General features: G+C 39.5%; 5 protein-coding genes and 1 pseudogene. All 6 read left to right on the plus strand.

The window, feature by feature from the left end:
* A partial coding sequence (locus tag PCORN_RS19540) for a toxin Cry1Ac domain D-VI-related protein (protein ID WP_241433235.1) occupies positions 1-1,355 on the plus strand: 1,355 nt, incomplete at its 5' end.
* Between the two features lie 40 nt (positions 1,356-1,395).
* Entirely contained in the window at positions 1,396-4,203 is a 2,808-nt protein-coding gene (locus tag PCORN_RS17710) for a toxin Cry1Ac domain D-VI-related protein (RefSeq protein WP_277620232.1), read from the plus strand.
* A 97-nt stretch (positions 4,204-4,300) separates the two neighbouring features.
* Positions 4,301-4,927: a sugar transferase gene (locus tag PCORN_RS16665; RefSeq protein ID WP_036082672.1), complete on the plus strand. Its 627-nt coding sequence runs from the start codon at positions 4,301-4,303 to the stop codon at positions 4,925-4,927.
* Positions 4,917-5,408, plus strand: a complete 492-nt coding sequence (locus PCORN_RS16670) for a hypothetical protein (protein ID WP_206537464.1) — start codon at positions 4,917-4,919, stop codon at positions 5,406-5,408. The genes PCORN_RS16665 and PCORN_RS16670 overlap by 11 nt, the downstream gene beginning before the upstream one ends.
* A gap of 17 nt (positions 5,409-5,425) precedes the next feature.
* Positions 5,426-6,076, plus strand: a complete 651-nt coding sequence (locus PCORN_RS16675) for a CpsD/CapB family tyrosine-protein kinase (RefSeq protein ID WP_051999570.1) — start codon at positions 5,426-5,428, stop codon at positions 6,074-6,076.
* 24 nt (positions 6,077-6,100) lie between these two features.
* Positions 6,101-6,639 (plus strand): annotated as a pseudogene (locus PCORN_RS16680) (hypothetical protein); the annotation flags it as partial.

The raw sequence follows: 6,639 nt of genomic DNA on the forward strand, positions 1-6,639 counted from the left end.
CACCAGCATATAAAACATTAGTAATGCAAGATATGAACGTGTATCTTCCGTATTTATCACTAGACGGCAACTATCTAATCATTTCTATGACGAAAATAATAAAAAATTATGGAGTAAGTGTTACCCTTCCTAATGGACAAATTATTACGAAATTTAAAACCCTTGCTGTAAATATTCCAGAAGATTTCGTGATTTATGTTGGCGATATGGATCTTCGTAGCCAACCATATGGAGCTATTTTTGTTGATAAAATTTATCCAACTGGAAAAAGCTATGGTGATTTGAAGTATTCGTTCTGGGTAGATACTAAAGATTTCCCCAAATACGACACAAAATACGGTCAAGCGGTATATAACTTATATAAAGATGCGACCTTAACGACAATTGGCGCTGGTGTTACACAAGCGGATATTGATATCGCTACAAATGCAGCTAAAACAGTATCAGCTTCACCTGAAAAAACGAGATTGGCAAACCTAATTGAAGCAGCGCAAACACAAGTAACTAATATCAAGTTAGAAAAAGAGCAAGCAGCACGTGATGCAGTCAACGCGCTATTTACGAATAACGATCCAACATCAGGGGCAATTAAAGGCGCGACAGACCAAGATGCTATTAACAATGCTAAAACGCTTATAGATCAAGTAACAGATCCAGCTGTAAAAACAGCGCTAGAAGCAGATTTAGCTACAGCACAAGCATTGCTAGAAGCTCGTAACGCAGCAGAAGAATTAGCACGCCAAAATGCAGCAGAAAAAGCAGTCAATGAGTTATTTACTAGTGATAAACCGGCAACAGACACTATTAAAGCTGCAACGAATCAAGATGCTATTAATGCGGCACAAGCTTTAATCGACGTAGTAACTGAAAAAGCACCAAAAGACGCATTACAAAATAACTTAGACCGTGCACAAGAATTACTGAATGCGCGAACTGCAACAGAAAAAGCAAATAGCGAAGCGGCAGAAAAAGCAGTCAATGAATTATTTACAGATAATAAACCAGCAACAGATACTATTAAAGCTACAACTGACCAAGGTGCTATCAACGCGGCACAACAATTAGTTGATGTGGTAGTAGATCCAACTACGAAAGCACCACTTCAAAATAATCTAGACCGCGCCCAAGAACTATTAAATGCTAAACTTGCAGCTGAAAAGGCGAAAGATGAAGCAGCCGAAAAAGCAGTTAACGCTTTATTTAAAGATGATAAGCCAGCAACAGACGCAATCAAAGCAAGCACAGATCAACCAGCAATTAATGCAGCACAAAAAGCGATTGATGGCGTAACAGATCCTGCTTTGAAAACAGAGCTTCAAAAAAAATCTAGACCGTGCACAAGAACTTTTAAATGAGCGTACGGCAGTAGAAGAAGCTGATAAAGGACAACAGTTAATAGCTGGCTTCTTAGTGAATCAATTATACCAAGGTAACGATCCAAAAACAGACGCTATCAAAGATACAACAAACCAACTAGCTATCGATACAGCACAAGCACAAGTGGATCTTATTTTGGGCGGTACAGTGAAAGACGGATTGCAAAAAGCAGTTGATCGTGCACAAGAATTACTAGAGGAAAGAAATCAAGCAGCAGCAGAAAAAGCAGTCAACGAATTATTCACAAATAACCAACCAACAACAAACACAATCAAAGACACAACAGGTCAACCAGCAATTGACGCAGCACAAAAACTAGTAGACGCAGTAACAGATCCAGCTGCGAAACAAGCGCTACAAAACAACGTAGACAAAGCCCAAGATTTATTGGATGCTAAAACAGCAGCAACGCAAGCGGAACAAGCACGCCAAGCAGCAGCAGAAAAAGCAGTCAACGAATTATTCACAAATAACCAACCAACAACAAACACAATCAAAGACACAACAGGTCAACCAGCAATTGACGCGGCACAAAAACTAGTAGACGCAGTAACAGATCCAGCTGCGAAACAAGCACTACAAAACAACGTAGACAAAGCCCAAGATTTATTGGATGCTAAAACAGCAGCAACGCAAGCGGAACAAGCACGCCAAGCAGCAGCAGAAAAAGCAGTGAACGAGTTATTCACAAATAACCAACCAACAACAAACACGATTAAAGACACAACAGATCAACCAGCAATTGACGCAGCACAAAAACTAGTAGATAAAGTGACAGATCCGACAGCGAAAAAGGCATTACAAGACAATATTGATAAAGCACAAACTTTATTAGATGATCAAAGTGCGACAGATTCTCCTGAGTTCATCGCAGCACAACAAGCTATTCGAGATCTAATGACACCACTTGTTAATTTTGGTCAAAAAACAGATGCATATGGTGCAATCAAACTAGATGCAACACAAGAAAAAATCTATTTAGCGCAAGATAAATTAAATCTAGTACCAGATAAAGTAGTAGAGAAAGCGGAATTGAAAGCACAACTAGACAAAGCACAAGACCTACTAATCGCACGTAACAGCGAACAAATTGGAAATAAAGTGAACAATGGTAATTTTGACAGTGCACTAAATGGTTGGAAAACATGGACTGGTTCCGGTTCATCCGTACCAACAGTTGCAGCAACAGAAGGCCCAGCAACTAAAACAGTGAAATTAGCATCAAACTCAAGCGTGGAGCAAACAATCCAAGGCTTGAAACCAAATACCAATTATGTCATGACATTCTACGGAAAAGTAGATGATGCGACATTCTTATCTGCCGGTATTAAAAACCACGGTGGTACGCAACAAAGTATTCGTATTACAAGCGCAGATTACAGCAAAGGTCAAATCGCTTTCACAACTGGCGCTAGCGCTACATCGGCAACTTTCTACTTAATGAAGGGCGCTGGAACTGGCAATGGCTTCGGAGATTTTGTTATTGCAAAATCAGATAATGGCGAAGATCGTATCCCAGAAGTTATTGAAGCAACAAATGTAGTTGACAATTTGTTTACAAATATGTCTGTTATCGGTGTAGATGAAGCTAAGACTACACTTTACAAAAACGGTGCGTTAAAACTAAGCACGGACCAAGCAGATATTGATGCAGCGATGGTTATTGTAAATGCTATGAAAGATATTTATGAAACTAAGATTGACTTACTAGAAACACTAAAAACAGCACAAGAAATGTGGGACGCTCGTAAGGCTGAACAAGATGGTAACCTTATTAAAAATAGCGAATTCGACAGTGGTATCGCTAATTGGAAACCTTGGAACAGTGCTACATCAACAACACCAACAGTTGTTCAAGAAGATGGTAATAATGTCTTGAAACTTGCTGGAAACTCTAGTACAGAACAAGTTATCACTGGATTGCAACCAAATACGACATACACCCTTGAAATATACGGTAAAGCGGATAACAACGGATATGTCAGTGTCGGTGTGAAAAACTACGGTGGAGCACAAAAAACAGCACGTGTTAGTGGAACTGACTACTCAAAAGCAAGCGTAACAATTCGCACAGGGGCAACAGGTAAATCAGCAACTATCTTCTTGATGAAGGGTGCAGGAACTAGCACTGGTATGATCGATACTATCCTGTTCAAAGATTCAACTCCAGAAGGCGAACGCCCAGAAGTAATGGCAGCGACAGATGCACTGGCGGCGCTGTTCACAGCACAAACATCTGTAAGTACAACGCATTTAACACCAGTTACAAGCAACAATGGTGCGATTAAAATGACAACAACAGATGCAGACATCACTGCAGCGACAGAATTAGTTGCAGCAGTACCTGCTAACATGAAAGCAAAAGCAACGCTGGAAGCAGAGCTTGCACGTGCAACAACATTATTTGCAACACTTCAAGCTTCTCAAACAGATAATTTAACAAAAAATAGTGAGTTTGACAGTAATTTAACAAGCTGGAAAACATGGGCAGCAGCGACAGCAGTAACGCCTTCCATCGTTACTGAGAATGGAAATAAAGCAGTGAAATTAGATGGTAACTCTAGTGTAGAGCAAACAATTTCAGGACTGCTTCCAAACACAACGTATACAGTAACAGCATACGGTAAAGTAGAGAATGGTGCACGTTTATCGGTGGGTGTGAAAACATATGGCGGCACACAAGTTAACGCCTTTGTAACATCATCAGACTACGGTCAAGGAACTGCGACATTTACAACAGGAGCAACAAACACAAGTGCTGTTATCTTCTTAAGCCAAGGTGTTGTGGGCGGAATCGCTTACGCAGACATGGTTGTTACAAAATAATTTTTGAATAGAGGTGTAAGAGATATGCTAGTTTATCTAGCGTATCTCTACTTTCTAAATTTTTGTAATATCCGAGTTCACTGAAAGGACGGAAAAAATGGAGTATGAATTCAGATTAGATAAGATGGAATCGAAGAAGAAGTCTGCTATGTTTCATTTCTCTAAGCGATTGTTTGATATTATTTTTGCGATGATTTTGCTGACGGTGACATCACCTATTATCTTGGTGACTATCTGTGCTGTGAGATTTGAATCTTCTGGACAAATTATCTATAGACAACGTAGAGTTGGACTTTACGGCAATCATTTTACGATTTATAAAATACGTTCTATGGATGTTAATGCAGAAGCGAGTGGTGCTAAATGGGCGGAAAAAAATGATCCTCGGATTACAAAAGTCGGTTGTTTTATTCGTAAAACTAGAATCGATGAATTACCGCAACTTTGGAATGTTTTAAAAGGTGAGATGAGTATGATTGGCCCGCGACCAGAACGGCCTATGTTCACCAAAGAGTTTCAAGCTCTCTACCCCAATTTTACCCAGCGTCTTACTGTTAAGCCTGGTCTCACTGGATGGGCGCAGATTAATGGCGGCTACGATATTACCCCGAAAGAAAAATTAAAACTCGACTTGGAATATATTCATTCGATGTCGGTAAGAAAAGAAGCATTGATACTATGCAAGACGGTCAAAGTCATTTTGAATGGTAGCGGTGCAAGATAAGGAGCATGGAATGAAAAAAATAAGCCTATCAATAATTTTAATATTAACAATTTTTGTAATAGGGTGTTCAAATCAAGAGAAGAAAGTCGAGCCGATTACTTCTTGGAAAAATGAGGATAAGGAGGTAAGTGCACAAGAATTTAAAGAGCTAACGAAAAGCAATAATGCATTGGAATATAAGAACGGTAAATTTATCATTCACGATGAGGATGCTGTGGTTAAAAGTCAAGCGGGTGATGTGACGACTTATTTTGTTCAGAATGCCTATATCCCAATGACAGATGCAGAGACAATTATTAAAAAGGACAAGTGGACCAAGCGAGAATTTCTTACACAGTATATTGGTGCGGCGCAGAATATCACTGTGAATGAAAAGGATAAAACTGTGGAAGTATTCTTTATTACAGGTCCACGTGGTTATGGCGAATTACGAGTATTATTCGATGGTAATAAAGCTGGAACGGTGACAAATACATTTTAAGAATAGGTGAATGATAGATGAGAACAAAAGAAAGATTGAATGAAAATCTATTTTTTCAGGAGCAGATGGGGCATATTAGAACAACCATTGAGCTTTCTGAGCAGCGAGATATTCAAGCAATTAGTGTGACATCTTCTTTATCGAGTGAGGGCAAGAGTTCGATTGCAATCGGTATCGCAAGGAGTTTCACCGAGGCAGGAAAAAAAGTACTATTGATTGATAGTGATTTTAGACGACCATCTATCCATAAAAAATTAGGTTTATCCAATGCGCTTGGCTTTTGTGATGTCTTGAAGGGAGATATTGTTCTAACGGAGTGCTTGAGGGATATTGGATTGAAGGGATTAGATGTTCTGACTAGTGGTTTGGTAGAAGATCCTCCGAGTGCTTTGTTTGATACGACCACACTAAAGAAATTCATTTTTGAAGTGAAAAAAGACTATGATTTAGTGATTATTGATACGCCGCCTGTACTACTTGTGCCGGAGGTGAAGACGATTTTGAACCACAGTGATGCAACATTATTGGTTGTGAAGTATGATGAAGTCCGAAAAGAAGAAGTGGAACGAACATGTCGTGTATTGAACCAAGTATCAGCAACGTGCCTCGGAGTTGTGTTTAATTGTGTCAAGATGAAAGTGAAGGATCGTTACCGTTATTATTACTAAGGCGAGGGATAGGAGAACGAAGGAATGGATTATAAAAGTGATATAACATGTGATTATACTAACAATATTTCCCCGCGCCATTCTAAAAATCAAGTGTTTTTACTCACGCTGATGTTGCTTTTTCTTAGTATCGGTAGTCAGTTTAATGTGCAACTTGGTTTGGCAGTGAAGCCATACATGCTGTTACTTCTAATCTTAATGCTTTATTATGCGCCAAAAATGACGATTTCTAAACTTTTGTTTTTTGAAATAGCGTTTATCGGTTTCTATGTGTATTACGATTTGCGTGGTGTGATTACGGCTTATCCAGCTGCTGCGCTCCGAGCGATTGGTGCTACGTTTATCTTGATTATCTTTTACTTCTTTTGTCGGTATTGGTTGGATCGGATTCGGTGGAAGGACATCGAGTGGGCAATTATCATTTCGGGGTTTGTGTTCAATATTTTGAGTCTGGGCTATTACGTGATGGGGCTTGTGAACTTGGGTTTCAACATGCAGGGGAATGGGATTCGCGAGATGGGCGTGATGATTGACCGGAGTTTTGCGAGGTTGCTTGGTCTGAC

It is taken from the genome of Listeria cornellensis FSL F6-0969 (genome assembly GCF_000525855.1).
In the GTDB taxonomy this organism is placed as follows: Bacteria; Bacillota; Bacilli; order Lactobacillales; family Listeriaceae; genus Listeria_A; species Listeria_A cornellensis.